Source organism: Pseudomonas sp. SYWMCR5 (assembly GCF_057197165.1).
Window position 1 is genome coordinate 716,463 of the sequence record NZ_JBXUNH010000002.1, and the last position, 26,078, is coordinate 742,540.

At 65.4% G+C, this 26,078-nt stretch carries 26 protein-coding genes; 8 read left to right on the forward strand and 18 right to left on the reverse strand.

The genetic code is table 11. From position 1 onward, the window contains the following. The first annotated feature begins 41 nt into the window (after positions 1-41). Positions 42-1,619 (forward strand): hypothetical protein, encoded by a 1,578-nt coding sequence (locus AC2CGW_RS09055; RefSeq protein WP_186665075.1) that lies wholly within the window; start codon positions 42-44, stop codon positions 1,617-1,619. Between the two features lie 63 nt (positions 1,620-1,682). Here AC2CGW_RS09055 and ureG read toward each other — a convergent pair whose 3' ends face one another. The 8 genes from ureG to AC2CGW_RS09095 are packed head-to-tail and all read right to left on the reverse strand — an operon-like array spanning position 1,683 to position 7,229. Then, positions 1,683-2,306, reverse strand: coding sequence for an urease accessory protein UreG (gene ureG / locus AC2CGW_RS09060; protein ID WP_186665077.1), 624 nt, complete (start codon positions 2,304-2,306; stop codon positions 1,683-1,685). Between the two features lie 11 nt (positions 2,307-2,317). Then, complete coding sequence (locus tag AC2CGW_RS09065; protein ID WP_186665079.1) at positions 2,318-2,992, reverse strand: urease accessory protein UreF; 675 nt, start codon at positions 2,990-2,992, stop codon at positions 2,318-2,320. Continuing rightward, entirely contained in the window at positions 2,992-3,537 is a 546-nt protein-coding gene (locus AC2CGW_RS09070; RefSeq protein ID WP_063545045.1) for a HupE/UreJ family protein, read from the reverse strand. Before AC2CGW_RS09070 ends, AC2CGW_RS09065 begins: the two co-directional genes overlap by 1 nt. Positions 3,538-3,566: 29 nt before the next feature. Beyond that, on the reverse strand, positions 3,567-4,034 hold the full coding sequence (gene ureE, locus AC2CGW_RS09075) for an urease accessory protein UreE (protein WP_484573904.1): 468 nt from the start codon (positions 4,032-4,034) through the stop codon (positions 3,567-3,569). A 10-nt stretch (positions 4,035-4,044) separates the two neighbouring features. Continuing rightward, complete coding sequence (gene ureC, locus AC2CGW_RS09080; RefSeq protein WP_288376756.1) at positions 4,045-5,748, reverse strand: urease subunit alpha; 1,704 nt, start codon at positions 5,746-5,748, stop codon at positions 4,045-4,047. Further along, positions 5,745-6,062, reverse strand: a complete 318-nt coding sequence (locus AC2CGW_RS09085) for an urease subunit beta (RefSeq protein WP_186665089.1) — start codon at positions 6,060-6,062, stop codon at positions 5,745-5,747. Before AC2CGW_RS09085 ends, ureC begins: the two co-directional genes overlap by 4 nt. A gap of 19 nt (positions 6,063-6,081) precedes the next feature. Next, positions 6,082-6,384, reverse strand: coding sequence for an urease subunit gamma (locus AC2CGW_RS09090; protein WP_186665091.1), 303 nt, complete (start codon positions 6,382-6,384; stop codon positions 6,082-6,084). Positions 6,385-6,395: 11 nt separating this feature from the next. Then, positions 6,396-7,229 carry an urease accessory protein UreD gene (locus tag AC2CGW_RS09095; RefSeq protein ID WP_288376759.1) on the reverse strand — a complete coding sequence of 278 codons (834 nt, stop codon included), beginning with the start codon at positions 7,227-7,229 and terminating at the stop codon, positions 6,396-6,398. Positions 7,230-7,576: 347 nt separating this feature from the next. On the opposite strand from AC2CGW_RS09095, the gene AC2CGW_RS09100 reads away from it, so the two are divergent. Beyond that, the gene (locus tag AC2CGW_RS09100; RefSeq protein WP_186708530.1) at positions 7,577-7,987 is read left to right on the forward strand and encodes a DUF2946 family protein; all 411 of its coding nucleotides are present in this window, start codon (positions 7,577-7,579) and stop codon (positions 7,985-7,987) included. Positions 7,988-8,050: 63 nt separating this feature from the next. After that, positions 8,051-10,204 (forward strand): TonB-dependent receptor, encoded by a 2,154-nt coding sequence (locus tag AC2CGW_RS09105; RefSeq protein WP_484573905.1) that lies wholly within the window; start codon positions 8,051-8,053, stop codon positions 10,202-10,204. On the opposite strand, the gene AC2CGW_RS09110 is transcribed toward AC2CGW_RS09105, so the two are convergent. From AC2CGW_RS09110 to AC2CGW_RS09130, 5 genes are read right to left on the reverse strand one after another with little or no spacing between them, the layout of a single operon-like run. Then, positions 10,201-11,412, reverse strand: coding sequence for an acyl-CoA dehydrogenase family protein (locus AC2CGW_RS09110; protein ID WP_484573906.1), 1,212 nt, complete (start codon positions 11,410-11,412; stop codon positions 10,201-10,203). The two genes, AC2CGW_RS09105 and AC2CGW_RS09110, sit on opposite strands and share 4 nt — an antisense overlap. A gap of 10 nt (positions 11,413-11,422) precedes the next feature. Then, positions 11,423-13,132 (reverse strand): dipeptide ABC transporter ATP-binding protein, encoded by a 1,710-nt coding sequence (locus tag AC2CGW_RS09115; RefSeq protein ID WP_484573907.1) that lies wholly within the window; start codon positions 13,130-13,132, stop codon positions 11,423-11,425. Next, positions 13,129-13,992 (reverse strand): ABC transporter permease, encoded by an 864-nt coding sequence (locus tag AC2CGW_RS09120; RefSeq protein ID WP_484573908.1) that lies wholly within the window; start codon positions 13,990-13,992, stop codon positions 13,129-13,131. Before AC2CGW_RS09120 ends, AC2CGW_RS09115 begins: the two co-directional genes overlap by 4 nt. Then, positions 13,989-14,972, reverse strand: coding sequence for an ABC transporter permease (locus AC2CGW_RS09125; protein ID WP_484573909.1), 984 nt, complete (start codon positions 14,970-14,972; stop codon positions 13,989-13,991). Before AC2CGW_RS09125 ends, AC2CGW_RS09120 begins: the two co-directional genes overlap by 4 nt. Beyond that, positions 14,969-16,582 (reverse strand): ABC transporter substrate-binding protein, encoded by a 1,614-nt coding sequence (locus AC2CGW_RS09130; RefSeq protein WP_484574015.1) that lies wholly within the window; start codon positions 16,580-16,582, stop codon positions 14,969-14,971. The genes AC2CGW_RS09125 and AC2CGW_RS09130 overlap by 4 nt, the downstream gene beginning before the upstream one ends. Before the next feature lie 275 nt (positions 16,583-16,857). Between AC2CGW_RS09130 and AC2CGW_RS09135 the strand changes: the two genes are divergently transcribed. Next, positions 16,858-17,469: a LysE family translocator gene (locus AC2CGW_RS09135; RefSeq protein WP_112898414.1), complete on the forward strand. Its 612-nt coding sequence runs from the start codon at positions 16,858-16,860 to the stop codon at positions 17,467-17,469. Between the two features lie 45 nt (positions 17,470-17,514). Here the strand turns inward: AC2CGW_RS09135 and AC2CGW_RS09140 are convergent, their stop codons facing one another. The 4 genes from AC2CGW_RS09140 to AC2CGW_RS09155 form a co-directional block, all read right to left on the reverse strand. Next, on the reverse strand, positions 17,515-19,740 hold the full coding sequence (locus AC2CGW_RS09140) for a TonB-dependent siderophore receptor (protein WP_484573910.1): 2,226 nt from the start codon (positions 19,738-19,740) through the stop codon (positions 17,515-17,517). A gap of 300 nt (positions 19,741-20,040) precedes the next feature. Next, a complete protein-coding gene (locus tag AC2CGW_RS09145; protein ID WP_186665111.1) occupies positions 20,041-21,255 on the reverse strand; it encodes a YeeE/YedE family protein in 1,215 nt (404 codons plus the stop codon). A gap of 102 nt (positions 21,256-21,357) precedes the next feature. Then, entirely contained in the window at positions 21,358-21,504 is a 147-nt protein-coding gene (gene ykgO / locus AC2CGW_RS09150; RefSeq protein WP_054890826.1) for a type B 50S ribosomal protein L36, read from the reverse strand. A gap of 88 nt (positions 21,505-21,592) precedes the next feature. Next, complete coding sequence (locus AC2CGW_RS09155) at positions 21,593-22,345, reverse strand: methyltransferase domain-containing protein (RefSeq protein WP_484573911.1); 753 nt, start codon at positions 22,343-22,345, stop codon at positions 21,593-21,595. A gap of 114 nt (positions 22,346-22,459) precedes the next feature. On the opposite strand from AC2CGW_RS09155, the gene AC2CGW_RS09160 reads away from it, so the two are divergent. Beyond that, the gene (locus tag AC2CGW_RS09160; protein ID WP_484573912.1) at positions 22,460-23,128 is read left to right on the forward strand and encodes a class I SAM-dependent methyltransferase; all 669 of its coding nucleotides are present in this window, start codon (positions 22,460-22,462) and stop codon (positions 23,126-23,128) included. A 25-nt stretch (positions 23,129-23,153) separates the two neighbouring features. Here AC2CGW_RS09160 and AC2CGW_RS09165 read toward each other — a convergent pair whose 3' ends face one another. Further along, positions 23,154-24,059, reverse strand: coding sequence for an SMP-30/gluconolactonase/LRE family protein (locus tag AC2CGW_RS09165; protein WP_484573913.1), 906 nt, complete (start codon positions 24,057-24,059; stop codon positions 23,154-23,156). A gap of 154 nt (positions 24,060-24,213) precedes the next feature. Between AC2CGW_RS09165 and AC2CGW_RS09170 the strand changes: the two genes are divergently transcribed. The 3 genes from AC2CGW_RS09170 to AC2CGW_RS09180 are packed head-to-tail and all read left to right on the forward strand — an operon-like array spanning position 24,214 to position 26,056. Then, a complete protein-coding gene (locus AC2CGW_RS09170) occupies positions 24,214-24,915 on the forward strand; it encodes an AzlC family ABC transporter permease (protein WP_484573914.1) in 702 nt (233 codons plus the stop codon). Further along, positions 24,912-25,226 (forward strand): AzlD domain-containing protein, encoded by a 315-nt coding sequence (locus AC2CGW_RS09175; protein ID WP_065862729.1) that lies wholly within the window; start codon positions 24,912-24,914, stop codon positions 25,224-25,226. The genes AC2CGW_RS09170 and AC2CGW_RS09175 overlap by 4 nt, the downstream gene beginning before the upstream one ends. Next, positions 25,223-26,056, forward strand: a complete 834-nt coding sequence (locus AC2CGW_RS09180; RefSeq protein WP_186665123.1) for an AraC family transcriptional regulator — start codon at positions 25,223-25,225, stop codon at positions 26,054-26,056. Before AC2CGW_RS09175 ends, AC2CGW_RS09180 begins: the two co-directional genes overlap by 4 nt. Positions 26,057-26,078: the final 22 nt, after the last annotated feature.

Genomic DNA, 26,078 nt, shown 5'->3' on the forward strand with positions numbered 1-26,078 from the left:
ATATCACTGACGTACCCGCACCTCAATTCGGCAGGACGCTAATGAATCCGATAACAGCAGCACAGCGCCTGGCCCCGGTCCTGACTGCCCCGCAACCAGATCCGACCAGCGCCAGCAACCCGACCGGCATCGCCAGTGTCTCGGCAGTCCCGAGCACCAGTGTGATTCTCGGCCAGAACAACACCATCAGCGATTCCGAGACCTACTCGCGCCAGGGGCTGCTGCCAGGCCAGGTCCGCTATGTCTGGGAAAACGACAGCCAGGACAAGCTCGCCACCACACTGCAGACAGCCTTCCAGTCGTCCAGCAGCGCAGGCCGCTTCAAAGGCATTGGTGCGGCCTTGATCGAGCAGCTTGCACAGAACGGCGGCAAGAACATCTCGCAGTCGGTGTTCGCCTTCAGCGACGACTCTCCGATCGACCCCGGCGTGCTCAAGCTGCAGCAGCAGCGCCTGCGCGAGAATCCCGACAGCGGCGTCACCTTCAGCCTGACCACCGCTTCCGGCGCGACCATCCGCTTGTCGCTGGCCAGTGGCGAGAAGGGCCTGGCGGTGAGCGCCGAAGTCGAAGGCGGCTCGCTCAGCGCCGAAGAACTCAAGGGCCTGGGCAACCTCGCCGACGCCTTCCAATCCACCATCGACGGCCTCAACGAGGTGCCACCCCAGCTCAAGCTCGGCGCACTGGTCAAGCTCGATCCGAAGCTGTTCAGCGCCTTGCAGATGAGCAGCAAGTTCCAATCCCTGAGCGGCGAGCAGACCTTCTCCCTGAGCCTCGATGACAAGGCGCGCAGCCTCAGCCTGCAGGGCCCTTCCGGCCAGGTGCAACTGAGTCTGGACACCCAGGACGCCGAGCTGCTGGGCAAGTCGGCGCAGCGCAAGGCGGCGATCGACAACTACCTGACCCAGTTCGACGCCGCCCAGCGCCGCGGTCGTGGCGACGAGAACCTGATGAACCTGTTCAAGACCGCGTTCACCCAGCTCAACAGCATCGACGACAATCGCCAACCTGCGGTGCAAAGCCCATCCGCCCTGAACGACAAGGACCGCGCCCTGCTCAGCGGCCTGGCCGACTTCAGCGCATCGATCAGCGAAACCACGCGCAGAAGCAACCCGATGCGCCAGGACGAAACCGACAGTTTCACCTTCAGCGCCTCGCAGAGCACCACGGTCAAGAGCCGTGGCATGCAGGACCGCTCGGTGGAGCAGAACCAGCAGAGCAAGCTCACTGCCTCGTTCCACCGCGGCCTCAATCCGTTGACCAACCTGATACTGGGCAGCGACCGCGAGTCGCAGAACTACAGCTACCACCTGATCGACGACCAGGCCAGCAGCACCACCCGCCTGGCCTATGACAAAGGCCAGCTGGTTGAGGCCAGCGCGACCCAGCAGGCGAGCCAGAAAGAGCGGATCCTCACCTATGTCGATGGCGACCTGAAAAGCGACGTGACCACGCCCAAGGCCGTGACCCAGTCGCGCAACGTGCTGAGCTTGCTCAAGGATGCGTTCGAGCAGGACCGCATCGCCCAACGCGATCGCGGTGTGTCGCTGCTCGAGGGGCTGCTGCAATCGCAGCGCAGCCGCTGGTTGCTGCAGGGCGACCCTTCGAAGATCGCGGCCTGACAAAGGACCTGTGGGCGCGGCAAACCGCCGCTGCCACAGGGCCGAGTAAAGCTCAGAGAAGGCTTACCCCCTCACCCCCAACATCCCGCGATCGACGATGAAATCGATCACCGCCTGCAACCCCTCCCCCTTCTTCAGGTTGCTGAACGTCCAGGGCCGCTCGGGACGCATGCGGTTGGTGTCGCGCTCCATCACCTCCAGCGACGCACCGACATAAGGTGCAAGGTCGGTCTTGTTGATCACCAGGAAATCCGACTTGGTGATGCCCGGCCCGCCCTTGCGCGGGATCTTCTCGCCTTCGGCGACGTCGATCACATAGATGGTCAGGTCGGCCAACTCCGGGCTGAACGTGGCACTGAGGTTGTCGCCACCGCTCTCCACGAAGATCACCTCCAGGTTGCCGAACTTGCGCGCCAACGCCTCGACCGCCGCCAGGTTCATCGAGGCATCCTCGCGGATTGCGGTGTGCGGGCAGCCGCCAGTCTCGACGCCGACGATGCGCTCAGGCTCCAGAGCACCGGCCTCGGTGAGGATGCGCTGGTCCTCCTTGGTGTAGATGTCGTTGGTCACCACGGCGATGTGGTAATGGTCACGCATGGCCTTGCACAGGGCCTCGAGCAGCGCGGTCTTGCCGGAGCCGACCGGGCCGCCGACACCGACGCGCAGGGGTTGCTGATAGCTTTGCATGTTGGCAATCCTCAGGAACGGAACAAACGGGTGTATTGGGTTTCGTGGCGTGACGAGGCAATGGCCAGCAGCGGCAGGCCGCCGCCCAGTTCGTCATCCTCCAGGGTCAGGGCCTGGTCGAGCACGGCGGGCAGCTCGGCGCCCAAGTCGCGCAGCAAGGTCTGGGCCGCCTGTTGGCCGAAAGGCACCAGCTTGACCCCGGCCATGACGGCGCCTTCCAGCCAGGCGAAGCCATGACCAAGGGCCAGGTCGCGCAGCGGAATCGACCAATGCGCCCCCAGCCAGGCCATGCCGCCGAGCTGGGAGAGTTCGATGCTCTCACGCCAGGCTGGCGCCTGGGCCAGTTGCCAGCCATCGAGCAGCCGCGCCAGGGCGCTACCTCGCTGGCGCTCTTCCAGCCGCAGCTCAGCCGTCTCGCGGTTGGCCAGCAGAAACTGGGTCCAGCGCGCGAAGGCCTCGGCATCATCGCCCTGGCATGCCCGGTAGAGGCGCGCCAGCAATGGCCAGTCAAGACAACCCAGGGTGTCGTGCAACTGCTCACGCTGCCAGGCACAAAAGCCGGCCGTGTCACGCACCCAGCCCGCCTCGACGGCCCACTCCAGGCCTTGCGAATAGGTGAAGCCACCCACCGGCAGGCCCGGGCTTGCCAGTTGCAGCAGGCGCAACAGCGCCAGGTCGCTGCTCATCAGCCGGCCAGCACGAACGCGGCACCGGCCAGCAAGCCGCCACCGAACAGCTTCTGCAACTTGCTGTGGCGACGCAGCAGGCAGCCCACGCCGAACCCGACCACCAGCAGCAGCGCACTGACGGTGACGAAGCCTGCGCTGAACATCCAGAACGCGCTGGGCGTTGCTTCAACGCCGTGGGCCCAGCCATGGAACAGGGCGAACACCGGCATGGCCAGGGCCAGCAGTACCTGGCGATTAGGCAGCAGCATGGCGCAGGCGGCCACCACCAGTGAGATGGAGATCATGGTCTCGACACCGACCAGGTCGCCGAACAGATGCCCCAGCACCGCGCCGCCGAACATCGCCGAAAGCGTGGCCAGGGGCAAGCTCAGGTTGCGTCGGGTCAGTGCGGCCAGCACGCCGGTACCCAGCAGCATGAGCAGGTGGTCCAGGCCCGTCAGCGGGTGCAGCAAACCGTCCTGCAGCGGGTTGTTGTCGTGGCCGGGGTGAGCGAAGGCTGGCAAGGCGATCATCAGTAAAGCGAGGGCAAGGGCTTTTTTCATTGTGTGCTCCAAGGCAGTTCGGAAGGTGTTTACAGGCGAACGAAGGGATGATTGTGGGCGTGCCCGTGAGGAGCACTCTGGTAGGCGCCAGGCTCCGGCTCGAACGGTGCCTGCTCGATCAGCACCTCAAGACCGAGGCCGCGCACCATTTCGTCCAGCACATGATCATGCTGGTAGCGCAAAAGGCCGGCCTCGATCTGCAACGGCACATGGCGATTGCCCAGATGGTAGGCCGCACGCGCCAGCAGCAACGGATCGGCGCAGCGCACCGTGGAAACGCGCTCCGGTGCTGCCAGCACCTGCACCACGTGCAGGCCATCGGCATCGGCGAGCAGTTCGCCACCGCGCAGCAGGTGGCCGCGTTCGAGCATCAGACCGGCTTCGCGGCCATCGTCGAGGGTCACGCGCAGGCGGCTCTTGATTCGGCTGTCCACATCCAGGGTGACAGTGCCGCTGACCGAGGCAGCCTCGGCGACACGGCGGGTCAGGACAATCATGCTTGCTCCTTCAGAACAGGAAATAACGCTGGGCCAGTGGCAGTTCGCTGGCCGGTTCGCACACCAGCAACTCGCCATCGGCGCGCACCTGGTAAGTCTGGGCATCGACCTCGATCAACGGCTGCAGGCCGTTGTGCACCATGTCGGCCTTGCGTACCCGGCGACAGCCGCGGGTGACCCCGATCAGGCTGCGCAGCCCCAGTTCCTCGGCCAGCCCACGGTCCATGGCGGCCTGGGGCAGGAAGGTCATGCGCGTGGCGTGGCGCGCCGCACCGAAGCTTGCGTACATTGGGCGGTAATGCACCGGCTGCGGGGTCGGGATCGAGCCGTTGATATCGCCCATGGGCGCCGTGACGATCAAACCGGCCTTGATCACCGCCGACGGCTTGACACCGAAGAACGCGGGCGACCAGACCACCAAGTCGGCCAGCTTGCCCACCTCCACCGAGCCGACCTCATGGGCGATGCCATGGCTCAGCGCCGGATTGATGGTGTACTTGGCGATGTAGCGCTTGACCCGGAAGTTGTCGCTGTAGCTGCTGTCCGGCGCCAGGGGGCCGCGGCGCACCTTCATCTGGTGAGCCACCTGCCAGGTCCGCAGCACCACTTCGCCGACCCGGCCCATGGCCTGGGAATCGGACGAGGTCATGGAGAACGCGCCCATGTCGTGGAGGATGTCCTCGGCGGCGATGGTCTCGCGGCGGATGCGCGACTCGGCGAAGGCCACGTCTTCGGCAATGCTCGGGTCCAGGTGGTGGCAGACCATGAGCATGTCCAGGTGCTCATCCACGGTGTTGATGGTGTAGGGCAACGTCGGGTTGGTCGAGGACGGCAGCACGTTGGCCTGCCCTGCCGCGCGAATGATATCCGGTGCATGCCCCCCACCAGCCCCCTCGGTATGAAAGGTGTGGATGGTGCGATCGCCAATCGCTGCCAGGGTGTCCTCGATGCAACCGGATTCGTTGAGCGTATCGCTGTGGATCGCGACCTGGATGTCCATCTCTTCGGCCACGCTCATGCAGCAATCGATGGCCGCCGGCGTCGAGCCCCAGTCTTCGTGCAGCTTCATGCCCATGGCACCGGCCGCGATCTGCTCGCGCAGCGGCTCGGGTTTGGAGACGTTGCCCTTGCCGAGAAAGCCGATATTGATCGGCAAGCTGTCGGCAGCCTGGAGCATGCGCGCCAGGTACCAAGGCCCCGGCGTACAGGTAGTGGCGTTGGTGCCGGTCGCAGGACCGGTACCACCACCGATGAAGGTGGTGACGCCGCTGGTCAGCGCTTCATCGACCTGCTGCGGGGAAATGAAATGGATGTGTGTATCGATGCCACCTGCGGTGACGATCTTGCCCTCGGCAGCGATCACTTCCGTCGCCGCGCCAACCGGGATGGTGACGCCGGGTTGCACGTCTGGGTTGCCAGCCTTGCCAATGGCGACGATACGCCCCCCGCGCACGCCGATGTCGGCCTTGACGATCCCCCAGTGATCGATGATCAGTGCGTTGGTCAGCACCAGGTCCACGGCTTCGGCGGCCAGCATCTGGCCCTGCCCCATGCCATCGCGGATGACCTTGCCACCACCGAACTTGACTTCCTCGCCATAGATCGTGAAGTCCTTCTCCACTTCGACCCACAGCGCCGTATCGGCCAGGCGCACGCGGTCGCCGACGGTGGGGCCGAACATGTCGGCGTAGGCCCGACGGGAAATACGGCTCATGCCTTGTCCTCCAGCGCGCCCATCACCTTACCCTGGAAGCCATAGACTTCGCGCTTGCCGGCGTAGGCCACCAACTGCACGGTACGTGACTGGCCAGGCTCGAAACGCACGGCGGTGCCGGCGGGAATGTCCAGGCGAAAGCCTCGGGTCGGCTCGCGCTCGAACACCAGCGCGTCGTTGGCTTCGTAGAAGTGGTAGTGCGAGCCGACCTGCACCGGGCGGTCGCCATGATTGGCAACGCTGACGCTGACCGTTTCGCGGCCGACATTGAGCTCGATGTCGCCTGGGGCGACCTGGATTTCTCCGGGAATCATGAATGCCTCCTGGGCAGCGTCAGACGATAGGTTCGTGGACCGTCACAAGCTTGGTGCCATCGGGGAAGGTCGCTTCCACCTGGACGTCCGGGATCAGCTCAGGCACACCGTCCATGACCTGGTCACGGCTGAGCACCTCGCGGCCCAGGCTCATCAGCTCGGCCACCGTGCGGCCGTCCCGCGCGCCCTCCATCACCGCAGCGCTGATCAGCGCCACCGCTTCGGGGTAGTTGAGCTTCAGTCCACGTGCCAGGCGGCGCTCGGCAACCAGCGCGGCGGTGAACAGCAGCAGTTTGTCTTTCTCTCTCGGGGTCAGCTCCATGGGAGGCTCTCTCAGGTGGCCCAGATGCGCGGCGGGCTCGGCGCCAGGCCCAGTACGGCCGGGCGCAACAGATGCCAGAGGCGCTGCAGGGTGCGTTGCACGTGTTGGTTGTCGTTATCGAGCAGGCGAATCACCAGCAACGGCCCGAGCAGGGTCGCGCCAGCCGGGGTTTCCACGTCGTCGAGCAGCTGGCGTACCTGCTCGAGCAGGGCCGTATCGGCAGGTGCGGCGCAGAACGTCGCGACCAGCGGATAACCGCCGAGTTTTTCCAGGTGCCCGCCTTCTATGCGCAGGCGCTCGTGGAGCCCCGGGTCGTCCGGCAGCTCGACGCGCAGTCGGCTGTCGAGGGCGCCATGATCGAAGCGCTCGCTCATCACCGGACGCCCCAGGCACAGGGTTTCCCAGGCCAGCAGGCGGGCGCCGGGTTCGAGGGTGAAACGGCTGTCGAGCCGGGCGCGGGCGCCATCGAAGAAGATGCTGTCGTGGGGCAGCCACTCCAGCGTGCTGTCGGCCGCCAGGTGAAAGCGCTGCGCCAGGTGCGCGGTCGGGCCGATGCTGCGGTAGAACTTGCTCGCGCCAGGCATGGTCAGCAGCGCGTGGCTGCCAGGTTCCAGGTGGATATCGAGCTCGAGCCGGTCACCGGCGACGACGCCACCTGGGGGATGAAGGATGTAGACATGGCACGGCGCGCCTTCGGGATAAAAAGGGCGCTGCACCAAAAGAGGGCCGAAATGCTTTCGTGCACCAAGACGAGTCGTATCCCCGCGTTTGACGAAGCGCAATTGCAGGTGTGCACTCCAGCCGGAATCGCTCCCAGGTTGTTCGATTTGTTGCGCGGACGACATCCTGCAGCCCCTGAAATCCGTGGTGTTGCTAATTTTTGGCTGATCTGTCGCGTTTACCTACGATGGGGTACGCAATGACCGCTTGTCTGAAACTGCTGAACTGATATAGCAGGTTGCGGGCCAACTACGCAGATGAACGAAGATGAAATTCTTCGGCCTGCGCTCCGGGATAGGGCGGCACGCACAACTGGAGAGCGGGTGTGAGCCCGGTTTCGGTGCTCATGGGCATCGGGTCTGTGCCAGATACTGCGATAAAGGGCAGCGCGAATTTCGCCAGACGACGTTGCGACAATCGACCACACCACGACCGCCACCCTCCCCGCCATCCGAATGGTAGATTCGCGGCCATGAAAACCACCCGTCGGACACGTTCGCTGACTGCCTGGACGCTCTATGCCAGCGTGCTGTTCAGCCTGTTGCTCTGTGGCCTGCACCACGGCCAGATGAGCGGCCTGCGTCTGTCGGGCCTGGACGGTGGTTTCTGCGCCCTCGACAGTACCGGCAAAGGCCCGGCCATCGACCTGGGCGACAGCAGCAGCGACCAGCACATGGCCCAGCTCGATTGCCCGGTGTGCTCCTCCTTTGCGCTGGCCGTGCCACTGAGTGGCAGTCTCTGGTCATTCCCTGCGGCGCATGGCGGGCAACCCTCGCCGATCATCGTGCGCAGCTGGGCGCAGCCGCCCCCACGCTATCTGCGCCCCGCCATCCCGCCCCGCGCCTCCCCGTCCGACCTCCCCGCAGCAGCGACCTTCGCCTGACCCCAGGCGGGCACGCCCGTGCCCGTGGGTCAGCCATGACCTTTGCGTGGAAATCACTACAACATGATCCGCAACACTTCTCTGGTGCTCCTGATGGGCGCCACCTGCACCTGTGCCTGGGCCGACGTCGCCCCCGTGCAACTCGACGCCACCACCATCGACGCCGAACAGCAGTCGCCCTCTGGCGTGCAACTGGACGAACCGATTCGCACCGGCTCGCGCCTGGGCCTCACGGCACGGCAGACACCGGCTTCGGTCAGCGTCTCGGACCGCCGGGTGATCGAGCAGCGTGACGCCAAGGACAGTCAGGACGTGATCAACGCCATGACCGGCGTCAATGCCTCGGCCAACCCCGGCTACGGCGGCTTCGTCGCCTACCGAGGCTTCACCCAGAACCAGGTGACCCAGCTCTACAACGGCATCAACCTGGGCTACAGCAGCGCCACCCGCCCGGTGGATGCGTGGGTGCTGGATCGGGTCGAACTGATCGGCGGCCCGTCGTCGTTCCTGCATGGCGCCGGCGCCGTGGGGGGCTCGATCAACTACATCACCAAGCTCGCCAGCCGCGACGCGCAAACCCTCGATGGGCGCATCCGCTACGGCAGCTACGACGACTCGGAAGTCGCCTTCGGCATCAACCAGGCCCTAGCCGAGAACCCCGCCGATGCCCGCCACTTCGCACGCCTGGACTTCAGCCACAGCCAGGGTAATGGCTACATTGACCGCAACCAGCGCAACACCGACAGCCTGGCCTTCTCGTTGCTCAGCGACCTCTCGCCCAACCTCACCCACACCTTGGCGCTGGAGTACCAGGAAGACAAAGAGGACAGCCCCTACTGGGGCTCGCCCATCCTGCCGGGGCGCAGCACCCTGAAGATCGACAAGAGCCGCCGCTTCGAAAACTACAACGTCGCCGACGGGCGCTACGAGCAGCGTGTACGCTGGCTGCGTTCGATCCTCGATTACCAGGTGAGCGACACTACCAGCGTGCAGAACACCCTCTACCACTACAATGCCCAGCGTGATTACCGCAACCTCGAAGGCTACCGCTACAACAGCGACGGCAACGTGGTGCGCTCCAGCCCCTACCTGCAACGCCACCAGCAGAGCGTGATCGGCGATCGTGTCGAGCTGCGCCACGACAACAGCCTGTTCGGCCTGAGCAGCCAGTGGTCGCTGGGGCTGGACTGGTCGAGCATGCACCAGACTCTGTACCCGACCTCGGGCAGCTACAGCGACGTGGTCGATCCGGATCACTTCGATCCCGGCAGTTTCTACGACATTCCCGGCGTCAATCGCGGCCTGACCAAACAGCGACGCAACGAGGTGCTCAACCGCGCGCTGTTCGCCGAGAATCGCCTGGAACTGACCGACCGCCTGGCGCTGCTGACGGCCCTGCGCTACGACTACCTGGACATGCAGGTCACCAACTACGGCCCGGTCAGCCCCAGTTCGCCGGCCTATTTCGAGCGCCGCTGGGAGCCACTGTCCGGGCGCATCGGCCTGACCTACGAGCTGACCCCGACAGCCAGCGTCTACCTGCAGTACAGCAACTCCGCCGACCTGCCGGCCGGCTCGCTGGCATCGGCGACCTATTCCAACGTCGGGTTGTTCGACCTGTCCAAGGGCGAGCAGTGGGAGGCCGGTAGCAAGTTCGACTTCCTCGACGGACGCGGCGCCGCCACCGTGGCGGTCTACCAGATCGTGCGCAAGGATTTCGCGGTGCGTGATTCCAACGACCCCAACCTGACGGTTCAGGCGGGTCAGCAGACCTCGCGCGGTATCGAGCTGTCCGGGCGCCTGCAGGTCACGCCCAGGCTGTTGGCCGAGGCCAACTACGCCTATGTCGATGCCCGTTACGATGAGTTCAACGAGGCGGTAGGTGGTATGTCGGTGTCACGCAAGGGCAATGCGCCGGTGAACGTGCCAGCCAATGTCGCCAACCTGTGGCTGACCTATGCCTTCACCCGTGACTGGTCGGCCGGCGTGGATGCCCGCTACGTCGATTCGGTCTACGCCGACAACGCCAACAGCCTCAAGGCCCCCGCCTACACCCTGTTCGGCGCCTTCGCCCGCTATCGCCTGGACGAGCACACCACCCTCACCGGCCGTGTACGCAACCTGACCGATGAGGTGTATGCCAAGCAGGCCTATGGGCAGCAGTACTACATGGGCGCACCGCGTACCTTCGAGGTGGCGATGGATGTGAAGTTCTAGAACAAGCCGGACACCGGTGGGCGGGTACCCTTGAGCTGCCAGGCACCCACCACCGCCGCCTTCCACTGCCGTGGATTGTGGTTGGCCACGGTGCGGGCGTTGCGCCAATGGCGGTCGAGATTGTGCGCACGCCCGGTGGTCGAAGCGCCTCCCACGTCGAACACTGTCTCGGCCGCCTTGAGCGCAAGCTCCGCCACCAGGTACTGGGCCTGCGCGACTTCGAGCGCGGCCTGCTCCACCGCCGCCTCGTCCGACTGCGCCGCCCAGACCCGGTCGATCGTGGCGGCCGCCTTCAGCACCAGCGCCTCGGCGCCATAGGCGCGCGCCGCGATATCGCCCACGCTCAGTTCAACATAGGGATCGTCCACCGAACGACTGGCCGTACTGTGCTTGATCGGCCGGGCATGCTCGCGGGCGAAACGGGTGGCGTCGTCCAGCGCATTGCGGGCGATCCCGGCCAGCACGGTGCCCAGGAACAGTTGCAGGAACGGCGTCACCAGCGTGCGCTTGCCCTCCTCCACGGTACGCGTGCGCAGTTCGCGCGCCTCCACCCGCACATTGCGCAGGTGCGTGGTGCCGCTGGCGGTCAGGCGCTGGCCCATGGCATCGAAATCATCGACCAGCTCCAGGCCGTCGCGGTTACGCGGAAGGATGAACGACACCGGTTGCTCGTCCTCATCCAGCGCCACCGCGCTGACATAGTCGGCGAACAGCGCCCCGGTGCTGTAGAACTTGCTGCCATTGGCGCGATAGTGGTCACCCTCGCGGACCAGCCGCGCAGCGATGGCACCATTGGCGCCGCCCAGTTCCCAGCCTGCATTGCCGATCACCGCACCTTGCAGGTAGCGCGCAAACCAGCGCTCGCGCTCCTGTTCGGCATCGTCTGCGCCCGACACAAGCAGGCCCTCGACAAAGGCGAAACCCGGGCGCAGGGCCTGGGCAACGTTGGAGTCGGCCGAGGCGATCTTCAGCAGCAGCTCGATGACATCGCTCACCGTGCCATCGGGCCCACCATAACGGGTCGGAATGCGCACGGTGTAGAGCCCGGCCGCAGCCAGCCGGGCGATGGCTTCGAACGGCAACTGGCGCTCACGCTCGCGCTCGGCCGCACCGGCGGCGATGTCTGGCAGCAGCGCATCGATGCGCGTCTTCAAGGCCTCCACAGTGGCGGCCGGCGCCTGGGAGGGGAAACGTTGGAAGGTGGTCATGGGGCAATCCTTAAATGGCGATTTTCCAGAGGCGTGATTCATCGAACAGGTCGAAGGCTTCGTGTTCCAGGTCCAGCGGCGGCACCACCAGCTCGGCGCCGCTGCCCGGCAGGCGCGGCACCGAGCCGAGCAGGCGGCGGGTGTATTCGTGGGCAGGCTGCTCGAACAACTGCTCGACCGGCGCATGCTCGACCACCTGGCCATGGCGCATCACCAGCACGTCATCGCTGACATGGCGAATCACCCCCAAGTCATGGGAGATGAACAGATAGGCCAGACCCAACGCATCCTGCAGGTCGGCCAGCAGGTCGAGCACCTGGGCTTGCACCGATACATCCAACGCCGACACAGGCTCGTCGCAGATGATCAGCTTCGGCTCACTGGCGATGGCGCGGGCGATCGCCACACGCTGGCGCTGGCCGCCGGAGAGCTGCAACGGCCGGCGGCTGGCCAGGCTGGCCGGCAGGCGCACTTGCTCGAGCAGCACCTGGATACGCGCCGGGCGCGCGGCGGCCTCGACGCCCGCCACCTGCAAGGCGTCATCAAGGATCTGCGTCACGGTCCAGCGCGGGTCGAACGAACCCAGCGGGTCCTGGTAGATCACGCTGATCTGCTGGCGTAACGGACGTCGGCTGGCTTCGCTTACGGCATCGTTCGGGCGGTTCCATGGCTGGCCGCGATACAGCACCTCGCCCTGGTCCGGTTGCAGCAGCCCGAGGGCAATGCGCGCGACCGTGGTCTTGCCCGAGCCGGACTCACCGACGATGCCCAGGGTACGCCCGGCACGCAGGGTGAAGTCCACGCCCTGCACCACCTGGCGCACCACCCCGTCAGGGCCGGTGTAGCGCTTGCCCAGGCCTCGGGCCTGCAGCAGCACCTCGCCAGGCACGGCGCTACGCGGTACACGCTCGCCCGCACGCGTTGGCGAGAGGCGGCTGCCACGCGGATGCTCCGCCGGCACCGCGGCCAACAGCGCCTGGGTATAGGGATGCTGTGGCTGACGCAGCACCTGCTGCATCGGCCCCTGCTCCACCACCTCGCCATGGCGCAGCACCACCACCTCATCGGCCAGTTGCGCGACCACCGCCAGGTCATGGCTGATGATCAGCAACGATGAACCCCGCGCCTTGATCTGCTGGAACACCTCAAGAATCTGCACCTGGACCGTGGCATCGAGCGCAGTGGTGGGTTCATCGGCGATCACCAGCGCCGGTTCCAGTGCCAGCGCACTGGCGATCAGCGCTCGCTGGCGCAGCCCCCCAGAAAGCTGGCCTGGCCGCTGCCGCGCACGCAACGCCACGTCCGGCACCCCGACCCGTTCGAGCAGCGTCAGTACGCGCGCAGCGCGCTGCGCCCGATCTCCATAGCCATGGGTCTGCAACACCTCGAGGATTTCCTTGCCCACGGGCCGCAGCGGGTCGAGCGACACCAACGCATCCTGCAGCACGAAGCCGATATCCTTGCCACGCACCGCACGCCATTGACGCTCGCTCAGGGCCAGCAGGTCGCGACCGGCAAAGCCCAAGGTGCGCGCGGTCACCTCGCCACGCGCGCCCACCAGCCCAACCAGGCTGCGGGCGCTGACGCTCTTGCCCGAGCCAGACTCCCCCACCAGGGCCACACAGCGACCCGGCGCCAGGGTAAAGGACAGTTCGCGCACCACACTGCGGCCTTCGAACGTCACGTTCAGGCCATCGACGATCAAGGTCTTGTCGCTCATGGCAGGCGGCCCTCCAGGCGGTGTTGAAGGTAGCGTCCGGCCGCAGTGGTCGCCAACGTGGTGAGCACGATGAACAGGCCGGGGAAAAAGGTCAGCCACCAGGCGCTAGCAATGAAATCACGGCCCATCGACAGCATGGTGCCCCACTCAGGCGCCGGCGGTCGGGCACCAAGGCCCAGGAAACTCAGGGCAGATGCCCAGACGATGGCTTGGCCGACACCCATGGTCAGGGTCACCACCAGCGGGCGCATGGCATTGGGCAGCAACTGACGCAGGACAATGCGGGCGGTCGGGTGCCCCAGCGCCCGTGCCGCTTCGATATAGCCCGAATTGCGTACCGCCAGCACCTGGCCACGGACCATCCGCGCATAGCCAGGCGCCCCACCCAGCCCGGTGGCGATGATCAGCGGACCGACACCGCTGCCGAACACCGCCACGAACAGCAGCGCCAGCACCAGGCTGGGAAAGGCGAACAGCACCTCCAGCAGCCAGCCCACGCCACGGTCTACCCGCGCCCCGCCCAATCCGCCGAGCAGCCCGAGGCTGACGGCGATGGTCATCGACAGCAAGGTTGCCGCCACACCGATCAGCAGGCTCTGACGCGCGCCATGGACGATACGCGCGAAGATGTCGCGCCCCGACTGGTCGGTGCCCAGCCAGTGCGTCCAACTCGGTGCCTGGAACGCCTCGCGCGGCACGATCGCCAGCGGGTCGATGCGGGTGAACAGCCCAGGCGCCAGCGCCGCCAGCAACAGCGCGAGCAGGAACAGGATCGCCAGGATCGCCCCCAGCGGCGGCCACTGCAAGCGACGTTGTCGACGCAGCGGCGCCTGGCTGTGTTCCAGAATAAGGTCGCTCATGCGCTCGCCTCCTGTTGGCGTGGGTCGATCCATTGGTAGAGCAAGTCCACGAGAATGTTGGCCAGCACGTAGGCTGCAGCCACCACCAGGGTGATGCCGATCACCAGCGGCAGATCCTGCAGTTGCACCGCCTGGTACAACTGACGGCCCACCCCCTTGCGCGAGAAGATCACTTCGCACACCACCGCCCCGCTGATCAGCGCACCGATGGCCCAGCCCGACAGTGACACCCCCGGCAGCAGGGCGTGGCGCAGGGCATGCCGGAAGCGCACGGCCAGGTCGCTCAGGCCACGGCTGCGGGCGCTGAGGATGAAGGGCTGATCGAGAGTCAGCTCGAGCGATTCACGGGTCACCTGGGCGATGAATCCTGCCAGCGGAATGGCCAGGGAGAATGCCGGCAGCACGAGGCTTGCGAGGCTGTCGCTGCCCGCCGGCGGGAACCAGCGCAAGCCGAAGGCGAACACCGCCAGCAGCACCACCCCCAGCCAGAAGTGCGGCAAGGCGGCGCTGAGGGTTTCGGCCAGCGAGGCCAGCCCGCCGATGAGCCGGCCACGGCCGGCGGTGACCACCGTCAACAGCAGCACCAGCAACCAGGCCAGCACCAGCGCGGCGAACGTCAGCTCGAGGGTTGCCCCGGCCTGTTCGGCCAGCACTCGGGTCACGGGCTGGTGCTGGGAGTAGGACTGGCCCAGGTCGCCCTGCACCAGACGCCCGAGATACAGCACGTATTGCACCGGTAGCGGTTTGTCCAGGCCGTACTCGCGCCGGGTCGCCTCGATGGCTTCCGGCGTCGGGTTGCCGGTGGTGCCGCCAAGAATCGCCAGCACCGGGTCGCCCGGCATCAGGCGCAGGGCGAAGAAGGTCAGGGTCGCCACCGCCCACAGCACCAGCAGGCCGCCGCCCAGGCGAATGGCGGTGCGGCGTGCGAGCGCACCCAGGCGCTCGCGACGGGGATCGGTCAGGGTCGTCGGGTCGCTCATTTGCTCACCCATGTGTCATAGAGGTAGGTCACCGCCAACGAGGGCTCCAGGCGCACGCCGTGGGCCGTCTTGTAGAGGCCCAGCCGCGTGCTCTGTGGGTAGGTGGTCAATTGCAGGTACTGGCTGGCGGCCTGTTGCTGGGCCTTGAGGTACAGCGCCCGACGGCGCTCCGGATCCTGCGTGGCCAGGGCGTCGTCGAGCAGCGCGTCGAAGCCCGGATCGGCAAAGCCCGAGGAGTTCTGGTGATAGCCGCCGACACCTGCCGGCTGGACGAACGCCGAGCCAAAGATGATGCGCAGCACATCCGGGGTGTTGGTGTTCCAGTAACCGATGCGGATGTCGTAGTCCCAGGCGGCCTGGCGCGCGGTGACCTGGGCGTCGCTCATCTGATCGATCACCAGTTCCAGGCCAGCCTGGCGGGTGGTGGCCTGCACCTGCTCCCAGAGGGTCAGTTCCGAAGGCGGTGTACGCGCGCCGATCAGCACCACCGCGCTCAGGCGCTTGCCATTGCGGGTGCGGTAACCCTGCGCATCACGCGCGGTCCAGCCGGCGGCGTCGAGCAATCGGGCGGCGCGCTGCGGGTCGTAGTCCTGGCTGCGCTCGAAATCGCCGCTGTAGAACGGCGTGGCCACGCTGAGCGGGCCACCGGCTCGCGGAAACTCGCCGAAGTACACGCTCTTGAGCGCGCCTTCGATATCGGCGCTGCGTACGAAGGCTTCGCGCACGCGGATATCGTCGAACGGCGCCCGGCGCAGGTTGAAGGTGCCGTTGGTGGGGTTGCCGGGGCGCTGGGCGATGATCAGCTCGACATCCGGATTGCGCCGCGCAGCCTCGTGCGACTCGGGTGGCACGCTCTCGATCACGTCGACCTCACCGGCCTGCAGCGAGGCGAAACGCACCGAAGGCTCCTGGATGAACTTCCACACGATGCGCTCAAGATACGCCGGGCCCTGGTGCCTGGCGGTGGGCGGCGCCCAGTTGTAGTCGGGGTTGCGCACCAGTTCGACCTGGTTCTGCCGGTCCCAGCGCACCACCTTGAACGGCCCGCTGCCCACCGGGCTTTCACAGTTCTCGTCACGGCTGCGCTTGAGCGCGGTGGGCGACTGGATGCCGAGAAAACCTTGGGCGAGCACTTCGAGGAAGGCGGCGTAAGGCGTGGCCAGGTGCACCACGGCGGTGTATTCGTCGACGATATCGGTGCCGCGATACTGGCGGATATAGCCGCCCGCGGTGCTGGACTGGGTCTTGGGGTCGGCCATGTGGTCGAGATTGGCCTTGACCGCCTGGGCATTGAACGGCGTGCCATCGGTGAAATGCACGTCGCGGCGCAGGTGAAAGGTGTAGCTCAGGCCGTCGGCGGACACCTGCCAACGCTCGGCCAGCCAAGGGCCGATACGGCCGTCGCTGTCCATCGACACCAGCGAGTCGAGGTACTGCTGGGCCACGAACACTTGCGGCATGTCACCCGCCACATGCGGGTCCAGGCAGGTGGGCTCACGGTCGGTGGCATAGACCAAGGTTCCGCCGTGCAGCGGCTGGTCGCTGCGCGTCGTGACCTGCTCGGCACGCTCGCAGCCAGCCAGGGCCAGCACGGCACAGAGCGGGATCAAGGAGAAGTTGAGTCGGTTCAAGGGCGCTCCTGCGGATGACTGGGCATGCAGGGGCTTTTGCAGGAGTTGTGCCGGGTTTCAACCCACTGATTTTGCTGGAGTTTGCCAAATATGCGCTGATCGATGGCGGGCAAAGTGTGCGCAGGGTGTTGGCACGCCAACAGTTGAGCGTCCAGATCATACCCATGCCTAAGGACAAGCGGCCGTATACTTCGCACTCACAGGGCCGCTTGCGCGCAGCGGGCCCGCCGCCCCTTCCCCTACAAGGCGTTCTCATGGCACTCGATACCTGGCTCATCTACCTGCTGGCAAGCATCGGCCTGTCTCTGACCCCGGGTCCCAACAGTTTGCTTGCCCTGACTCATGGCGCTCGCTACGGCGCGCGGCGAACGCTGTTCACCATCCTCGGCGGCATGTGTGGTTTCAGCGCCCTGATCGCCCTGGCGATGTTCGGGCTGAGCGCACTGCTGCAAACGTCCGGCTCCGTGCTGCAAGTGCTCAAATGGGTCGGCGGCGCCTACCTACTGTGGCTCGGCATCCAGCTTTGGCGTGCCCCACCCCTGCACCTGGACCTGGCCCAGGGCCAGACCCGGCTGGGAAATGCCGGTTTGTTCCGCCAGGGTTTGCTGTCGGCGCTGTCCAACCCGAAAGTGCTGCTGTTCTATGGCGCCTTTTTGCCACAGTTCATCGACCCGCAACGCGGCCTGGCCCTGCAGTTCATCGTGATGGCGGCGACGTTCGCCTGCGTGGAATGCCTGGTCGAATACCTGCTGGCACGCCTGGCCGGTCGCATCAGGCCGTGGTTGGCCAAGGGCGGCAAGGGGTTCAACCGCTGCTGCGGCGCGCTGTTCGCGATGATTGCGGTGGCGCTGCCGCTGGGGCGCTGAACCTGGCCTGCGAGCGCTTGCACGTCGCAGGCCAGGCGCGGGACGCTACAACGACCAGTCCAGGCTGACCATCAGGGTGCGCGGTTCGCCGTTATAGACGCCGTTGTAGAACCCCAGGTTGTTGTAATAGTGCTCGTCGAACAGGTTCTTCACGTTCACCGATGCCGACAGGTGTTCGTCGATCTGGTAGCGGGCCATCAGCCCGACCACCGAGAACGCCCGCTGGCTCATGCGGTCTCTGGCGGTGATGATGCCACCCGATGCATTGCGCCCCACTGGGCGGTTACCCACACCAAAGGTGTGGCTCTGCCAGTCGAGGGTGCCGCCCACGGTCAGTTTTGGCAGCACCTTGTAGGTGCTGGAGAAACGCACCAGGTTCATCGGTCGGGCAGTGTCCTTGCGCGTCTTGTCGCCGCGCAGGGCGTGGGTGTAGCTGTAGCCCAGGCTCATCTGCCAGTCCGTCACCGCCTCGCCTGCCAACTCGGCTTCGAAGCCCTCGACCACCGCCCCCTTGCCACCGGACTTGTAGTACTGCTCGCCGTTGGGGCCTGGCGGCACCGAGTCGTCGACCTCCGCAACGTTGTCCTGCTTGCTGCGGTACACCGCGGCGCTGAGGTTGGCCCGGTCCTCGAACAGGCTGCCCTTCAGGCCCAGCTCGTAGACCTTGCCCACGACCGGGTCCAGGTACTTGTCGCTGATGTCCTTGTTGGTCTGCGGGTTGAAGATGTCGGTATAGCTGACATAGACGGTGAATTGCTCATTGAGGTCGTAGAGCACACCGGCATAGGGCGTCCACTGGTCGTTCTGGGTCTGCTCGCTGCGGGAGATGTCGCTGACCGCCAGGTTGTCATCGTAGCTCCAGGACTTGCTGGTGGTCTTCCAGCTGCCGTAGCGGCTGCCGAGTACCAGGTGCAGGCGATCGGTAGGGTTGAGCCGGGTGGCGATGTAGCCGGCCTTCTGCTCGATGCGCGAGCGCGATTCATCCAGGCCAGTCTTGCGATCGTAGAACTTGGAAATACCGCCCATGTATTTCCAGTCGGGAATGATCGCGTAGCCCTGCGGATCGTTGCGGCCGGTGTAGTACGGCGAGCTGTCGCGTCGCTCGGAAACCCCGTAGCCGATCATGAAATCGTGGGTACGACCCAGCAACTGATAGGGGCCTGCAAGGTTGAAGTCCACGGCATCCATCTGCTCCTCTCCGGAGAAATGGCTGCTCCAGGCCTTCATGCCGCTGCGGTCGGCCTCGGGGAAGCCGTTGCCGCCATAGTACACCTTGCCGTCGCTGTCGCTTTGCCGATGGGTGTAGGCCGCCTTGAGCAGCCAGTCGTTGCCCAGTTGCTGGTCGAGCGTGGCGAACACCGTCTGGTCCTTCAGTGGCCAGGACGACCAGGGCGCCGCCAGGTTGGTCGAGCGTGGCAGGTTGGCCTTGCTGCCATCGGCGTTCCAGTAGGGCACGGTGCCCCAGCTGGAGCCCTGGACATGCTTGTTCTGGTAGTCGTAGCCGACCGCCAGCACCGTGCTGTCGGTGAGGTCGGCCTCGAGGATGCCGTAGGCCACCTCACGCTGAGTCTGGTAGTGGTCCATGTACGATTTGTTGTCGCGATAGGCCAGCACCGTGCGCCCACGCAGGCGCCCGTCCCAACCCAAAGGGCCGCCAACGTCCACGTAGCTGTAGTAGTTGTCGAAACTGCCGGCACTGATGCCGGTCTTCAGCGCCAGCTCATGGGACGGGCGCTTGCGTACCATGGCGATGGTGCCGGAGGGATCACCCGCGCCGGTGGTCAGGCCGGTAGCGCCACGCACCACCTCGATACGGTCGTAGATGATGGTGTCGGAGTCGGACTTGAGCCCCGAGAAGGTGTTGAGCATCCCATCGATCTGGAAGTTGTTGATCGAGTAGCCGCGCGCATAGTACATCGGTCGCTCGGAGTCGTTGCGCTGGACGGTCACGCCAGTGACGTGGCCCAGCGCTTCGGACAAGGTGTCGAGCTGGAAGTCGTCCAGTTGCTGGCGGGTCAGCACCGAGACCGATTGCGGGGTTTCCTTGATCGACAGGTTCAGGCGCGTGGCGGCGCTCATGCTGCCGGTGGTGTAGGAGCCGGTGTGCTCGGTGGTGCTGCCCAGGCCCTGGGCGAGGATTTCGGTGGAGCCGAGCTCCAGTACGCCTTCCTCGGAACGCTTTTCGCGCTCTTCGGCCACCCCTGCCGGGCTGATGACGGTGGCGCACAGACCCAAGGTGAGAGTCATGCTACGGCTGATGGGCGCGAACATCGCTGCCTTCTCCTTGTTCGATTCGATGAAAGTCCTGGATACCGGTTGGCCGGCATTCACATGAAAACGAATCTCGGATGAGAATCGTTATCGAATTGTCTTCAAAACGAAAACAGAAGATCAGCAGGCGGGGTTCAGTGCCTGAAGCGGACGCACGCGATCGTCATTAATCGAGAAAGTAAATCTATATTTATCAGTGACATAAGAAACATAGATGAAGTCATTTATAGAAAAACCTCATGTAGTTTCTCACCATTTCACAGGCGCTGATCGCTTACGCCTCAGCGCCCTGAAAGCACCTCAGCAACCGGTCAGGGTTGCTGCTCGTCGCTCGCCAGCGAAGAACAGCGGGCGCAGTCGCACACCGATCAGGTTGCCGGCGTAGGCCGCCACCAACCACAGCCAGCCATGCACGCTGCCCGAGGCGATGCCGCTGAAATAGGCGCCGATGTTGCAGCCATAGGCCAGACGCGAACCGTACCCCAGCAGCAGGCCACCAATCACCGCGGCGATCAGCGAGCGCATCGGGATCTTCAGGCTCGGCGCGAAGCGTCCCGCCAGACCGGCAGCGAGCAAGGCACCCAGCACGATCCCCAGGTCCATCACCGTGGTGATGTCCTGCCACAGCGGTGCAGCCAAGGCCTTGGCGTTGGCCGGCGACTGCCAGAACACCCAACTGCCCACGTCCACGCCCAGCCCGCTCAAAGTCTTGGCACCCCACAAGGCGAAGGCCGAGGTGATACCCCAGGGGCGTCCGGCCAGCGCCAGAGTGGCGTAGTTGAGCAACGCCAGCGCGATTGCGCCCCACAGCAGTGGCCAGGGCCCACGCAGGAAACGGCGCAGGCCTTGATGCTCGCTGCTCACGGGCGCTTCCAGCGCGCCGTGGCGACGCTTCTCCAGCACCACGCTGACCCAGGCGATCACCGCGAACAGGGCGAGGCTGGCCACCAGCGCAGGCCCCATGCCCCACGCTTGGACGATCGAGGTGGCCGGAAATGAAGGCAGGGCGAACCACCAATCGGCATGGTGGGTCGCGGTGACCGAGCCGATGATGAAGAACAGCAGCGTCACCAGCATCCGCGCATTGCCGCCCCCGACAGTGAACAGCGTGCCCGAGGCACAACCGCCGCCCAGTTGCATGCCGATACCGAAGATGAACGCGCCGAACACCACCGACACCCCGGCAGGGGCCACAAGGCCGGTGACAGGGCTGCCGAACAAGCTGCCCGCCGACAGCGCCGGGAAGAACAACAGGACCGCCAGCGCCAACATGACCATCTGCGCCCGCAAGCCCGCGCCACGGCGTTCATTGATGAACACCCGCCAGGCCGAGGTAAAGCCAAAGGCGGCATGGTAGAGGGTCAGGCCCAGCGCCGCGCCGACCAGCAGCAACAGCACCTGCTTGAAACCGGCATTGAGGTTGAGGAACCAGGCGCCTGCCAGCAGCAGGGCCAGGGCAATCAGCGGCGCGCCAAGGCGGCGCGGCTCAGGTGTGACGGTAGCGGAAAAACCCATTGAAATACTCGGATAACAGTCGAACGGGCGGCGAGTATACCGCCGCACATTCGCGGATGGGAGCAACCGTCTTGCTAACACCCTTGAAAACAGGCCTGCTGCTCAACCGCGCTTCTTCTTCACTCCACCTTGGCGCGCCTTGAAACGCGGGTTCGACTTGCAGATGACATACAGGCGGCCGCGGCGCTTGACCACCTGACAGTCGCGGTGGCGCAGTTTGGCGTGCTTGAGGGATGACAAGACTTGCATGGCGATACTCCGATACGACGATTGATAACGTAATAACATTACATTAACGAGAATCATTAGCGATTGGCAAGCCCCCTCTCCCACTGCGTCAGCGCTTGTTCGCCCAGACCCCGAATGCCATGTCGCCGATATAGATCCCTTGCGACTGCATGCGCTCGGCATCCAGCCGTGCCTGTAGCGTTTCGATCCCCACCTGGCGCGCCGTGGCGATGCCGTGCTCGAGGATTCGTGGCAGGCACGCCCGTATGATCGCTGCCAGCCCGTAGGGGCTGTCCGGGGTCTGCAACAGGCATTCGGCGCGCAGGCTCTGCACCTGCAATCCGGCTTCAGTGAGGATGCGATGCAGATTGAAGCCGATGTGCAGGTCTGCCCCTTCATGGGCGAGCATTCGCTGGAGCCACTGCTGGGCGCGGCGATGCAGCGGGAAAGGTTCCAGACTCGCGGGCGTCAGGGTGCTGTCGTGCTCCTGGAACACCAGCACGCCGCCAGGCAGCAAAAACCTGGACAACCTGCGCACGGCCAGAACGGCGTCTGGCTGGTACATCAGCACCCGCCGTCCGACGATGGCGTCGAACAGCCCCAAGGATTCGGGCAATCGATGCAGGTCGCACGCGACGAACTCGACCAGGGCATGGCCCGAAACAGGCGACCGCTGGCGTGCCAGCTCAAGCGCAGCCACGGACTGGTCGATCCCGACCACCGCCCCGTCACGCCCGACCAACTCGGCGAGCAGCACACTCACATCACCCGCTCCACAGCCGACATCCAGCACCCGCATGCCAGGGCCGATGCCCGCGTCTACCAGCAACCGGGTGGTGAAATCCGTCGTCGAAAGTGCCATGCGCTGCTCCTTGTCCGGGGAAGCCAGTGTGGCGGGGGCATGGGCCGATGCACAAGTCTCGGGGCAGCGTTGCACTAGAATGCTGTGCATCGCCCACTGCACGCAGGCCAACCTATGCCCAATCCCACCCCCCAGTTGCTGGACAGTTGGCAGCACAATGCCAAGGCCTGGATCGAGGCCGTGCGCAGCGGCAGCATCGCCTCGCGCCGCCAGGTCACCGACCAGGCGATCTTGCTGGCGATCCTCGGCTGCCAGCCGGAGCGCGTGCTCGACCTCGGTTGTGGCGAGGGCTGGCTGCTGCGCGCCTTGGAGGGCCGGGGAATCGAGGCCGTGGGAGTAGACGGCGACAGGACCTTGGTCGAGTCGGCCAGGGCGGCAGGCTCGACGCAGGTGCACCTGGCCAGCTACACGCAACTGATTAGCGCCGAGATGGAGATCGGTCGGGATTATTCGGTGATCTGTGCCAACTTCGCCCTGCTGCACCAGGACATAATCCCGCTGCTCGCTGCCCTGGCGCCGCTGCTGGCACCAGACGGCGCACTGGTGATCCAGACCCTGCACCCGTGGAGTGCGGCTGCGGGAAACTACCAGGATGGCTGGCGGGTAGAGTCCTTTTCAGGTTTCGAGGGCAACTGGGAGCCCATGCCCTGGTATTTCCGCACGCTGTCCAGCTGGCTTGCCGCACTGGACATGGCAGGTTTCAACCTGTGCACGCTGCAGGAGCCGCAACACCCCCAGAGCCCGGTGCCGCAGTCGCTGCTGCTGATCGCGCAACCCAAGTGAAACGCTGGTCGGCCACTGAGACGGATCAGGGCTTTTCCGCGTAGAGGCTGGCCACATGCGCTTCCAGTTCCTGCGCGGGCGGCGACAGGTGCAGGACGCGATTGCGACCGCCTTCGGCGAGCAGGTAGCCGCCCTTGCCATCGGGCACGATCGACTGCGGCGCCTTGAGGAAGGACAACACGGTATGCCGCTTACCCTCGGCATCAATGCGCAGCAGACGCGCGCGATGCGTGGAGTCTTCGCTGATCCACAACCCGCGCTGGTCGCAGAACAGGAAGGTGGGATTGCGCAGTCCCTCGGCCACTACCGGGTCTTCACCCCCTTCGTTCAGCGCACGGATCTTGCCGGCAGCCTTTTCGGTATAGAGCAATTGACCACCGCTGCAGCGTGTCAGCCCTTCGGTTTCAGTCAGTGCCGAGCGCAGCACTTGGACCTGGCCGCTCTGCCAGTCATACCGCATCAGGCGGCCATCGCCCTTGCGGTCCTCGATGGCGTAGAGGTGGTCGCCGTCGTTCCACAGGCCTTGCACGCTTTCGCCGTTGAACAAGGCGGTGATCCGGCCATCGCGAGACAGGCTGACCGGGGCCAGCCCGCCCTCCTGGCTGAACACCCAGCCACCCTCGACCGCAACCATGCCGTCAGGCTTGGACAGGCCATCGACCACCACCACCCGCTCCCCTTGTGGGGTGATCTTGAGAATGCTGCCCAGCCCATCGTCCAGCTCGCGGCTGACCAGCAGACTGCCATCGGCCAGCGGCAGCAGTGAGGCGGCCTTGGCCACGTCACGGTGGAGCACCTGCACGTGCCAGCCCTCGGAGGCCTGCACCGGGTAGAACGTCTGCCAGGCAAAAAAGCCCAGGGCACAGGTGACGACCCCGGCTGTCGCGGCCAAAGTCAGCCTGACGCCACGCTTGCGCAACACTTGAATCATCGATCGCTCCTTACTGTCGCGGCGATCCTAGCAAGGGGATGTGAAAAAAATGTCGTGACAGAACGCATCGCACCGGTAAACGAGCAAGATCGTTCAAGCCAGGCAGCTTTTTCCTCTGGCATGCTGCCCATCCCTGCCTTTGTCCGTAGCCGCCATGTCCAGCAGTCCGCCGCTCGCCCGCCACGCCTTCACCCAAGGCACCGTCGCCATCCTGCCGTTATCGCTCGCCGTTGCGCCCTGGGGGCTGCTCGCAGGCTCCATGGCCATCGAAGCCAACCTCAGCGCCTGGCAAGGCCAAGGGCTGTCGGCGATCGTCTTCGCCGGGGCTGCGCAACTGGTGGCGATCGGCATGCTCAAGAGCGGCGCCGGGCTGCTGTCGATCCTGCTGACCACCCTGCTGCTGACGTCGCAGCACCTGCTTTACGGTTTGTCCATGCGCCCGGTGGTGTCGGGGCTGCCGACCCGCTGGCGATTGGGGTTGGGCTTTCTGCTCACCGATGAACTCTTCGCCCTGACCAGCCACCACGACCAGCAACAGTTCAACCGTTGGTATGCATTAGGCGTGGGCCTGACCTTCTATGTGGCCTGGAACCTGTTCACCCTGGCCGGCATCATCCTCGGCCAGAATATCCCGCACCTGGACCAGCTCGGCCTGGACTTCTCGATCGTCGCCACCTTCGTCGCGTTGATCACGCCGCTGGTACGCAGCGTGCCGACCCTGGTGTGCGTGGCGGTGTCGCTGTTCTGCTCGGTGCTGTTCAGCCATTGGCACTGGGAGACGGCGCTGGTCGCCGCCGGCCTGCTGGGCATGGCTGCGGGTTTTGTCTGTCAGAAATTCGCTGGGAGCAGCTCATGATCTGGCTGCTGATCGTCGCGATGGGCGTGGTGGTGTTCCTCAATCGCTATGTCTTTCTCGAGCCGCGCCTGCCCTTGCGCCTGGGCTCCAACGTGCGCCAGTTCCTCGGCTTCGCCGTGCCAGGGATGCTCACGGCAATCTGCGGGCCGATCATTTTCCTGCCCGAGCATCAGTTGAACCTCGACCCGCTCAATCCCTACCTGCTTGGCTCGCTGGTGGCCATCGCCCTGGTGCTGTTGACCCGCAGCGTATTGCTGAGCATGCTGGCGAGCATGCTGATCTTCTTTCTCCTGCGCAGCTGGCTGACATGAGCACGCCCCTGCGCGAACAAATCCACCTGTGGCAGGCGCCAGCCCTCGGCGATGTCGAGATGCTGCACGCCCGCTATGTACAGCAGCGCTTTGCGCCGCATGTGCACGAAGGCTATGTGTTCACCGTGATAGAGTCCGGCGCCCAGTGTTTCTGGCACCGCGGCAGTGATCACCTGGCGCCGGTCGGCAGCGTGGTGCTGATCAATCCCGACGAATTGCACACCGGTGCCAAGGCCCACGAGGCAGGTTGGCGCTACCGTGCGTTCTATCCGGAACACGAACGTGTCACGGGGGTGCTCGACGAGCTGGAACTGGGCCGCCACGGCTTGCCACACTTCAGGCAGAGCGTGGTGCAGGACCCGACCCTGGCGGCGGCCTTCAGCCGCGTGCACCGCCTGTCGGAGGCCGGAGCGAGCGCGCTGGAGCAGCAAACCGCCTGGCGCGATGCGGTCCTGGCGCTGGTACAACGTCATGGCCATTGCAGCGAACCTGCTGCCCCCGGTCACGAGCCGGTGGCCGTGGCACGGGCCCGCGAACTGCTGGAAAGCCAACTGGCCGATCCGCCTTCGCTGGAGGCTCTGGCTGCGGCGGTCAACCTGTCACCTTTCCACTTTGCCCGGGTGTTTCGCCAGGCCACCGGACTGCCGCCCCATGCCTGGCTCAAGCAGCGTCGGCTGGCCCGCGCCCGAGAGTTCCTGCGCCGTGGCCTGCCAGCTTCGGAAGTGGCCTTTGCGCTGGGCTTCGCCGACCAGAGCCACCTCAGCCGGCAGTTCAAGCAGGCCTTCGGCGTGACGCCAGGCGCCTACCGTCTCGCCTGCCTGCACCACTGACCCATCGCCCGGCAAGACCGCC